This window comes from Saccharothrix sp. ST-888 (assembly GCF_000955975.1).
In the GTDB taxonomy this organism is placed as follows: domain Bacteria; phylum Actinomycetota; class Actinomycetes; order Streptomycetales; family Streptomycetaceae; genus Kitasatospora.
Genome location: NZ_JYJF01000314.1, coordinates 1 through 743 on the forward strand (window position 1 = coordinate 1; position 743 = coordinate 743).

The window sequence follows — 743 nt, forward strand, 5'->3', positions numbered from 1 at the left end:
CGGGGATCGTCGCCGAGGCGATGGTCGCGCTGGTGCTGGCCGACGCGGTGAGTGAGAAGTTCGGCGGCGACAACGTCTCCGAGACCCGCCGCAACGTGCGGAACTACCTCGACCACCTGGTCATCCGCTGACCCGGGGCCTCAGGCCCGAACCCCTTCCCCACAAGCTGCCCGACCCGGCACGGCCCCCCTCCGTGCCGGGCCGGGCCCATCAATGCCCCTGCCGGGCGTCCGATCTGACGAAGTATCCGCTGCGTTTTTCACCCGGACTCCCGACCCCACAGGATGTCTTTCCACCTGCAACGGAGATGAGTGAACACAATGCAGTTCGGGATCTTCAGCATCGGCGACGTCTTCCCCGACCCCCTCACGGGACAGCGGCAGACCGAGCACGCCCGCATCAAGGGCATGGTCGCCCTCGCCCGCAAGGCCGAGGAGATCGGCCTGGACGTCTTCGCGACCGGTGAGCACCACAACCCGCCGTACGTCCCGTCCTCGCCGACCACGCTGCTGGCCAACATAGCGGCGCACACCGAGCGGATCATCCTCTCCACCTCGACGACGCTGATCACCACCAACGACCCGGTGAAGATCGCCGAGGACTTCGCCATGCTCCAGCACCTGGCCGACGGCCGGGTCGACCTGATGCTCGGGCGCGGCAACACCGGCCCGGTCTACCCGTGGTTCGGCCAGGACATCCGCCAGGGCATCCCGCTCGCCATCGAGAACTACGCGCTGCTGAAC

1 protein-coding gene and 1 pseudogene are annotated in these 743 nt (G+C 67.8%); both read left to right on the forward strand.

Translation table 11 applies throughout. From position 1 onward, the window contains the following. Positions 1-131: pseudogene (locus tag UK12_RS40340) on the forward strand (chorismate synthase); the annotation flags it as partial. A 189-nt stretch (positions 132-320) separates the two neighbouring features. After that, a partial coding sequence (locus UK12_RS32835) for an LLM class flavin-dependent oxidoreductase (protein WP_045306865.1) occupies positions 321-743 on the forward strand: 423 nt, incomplete at its 3' end.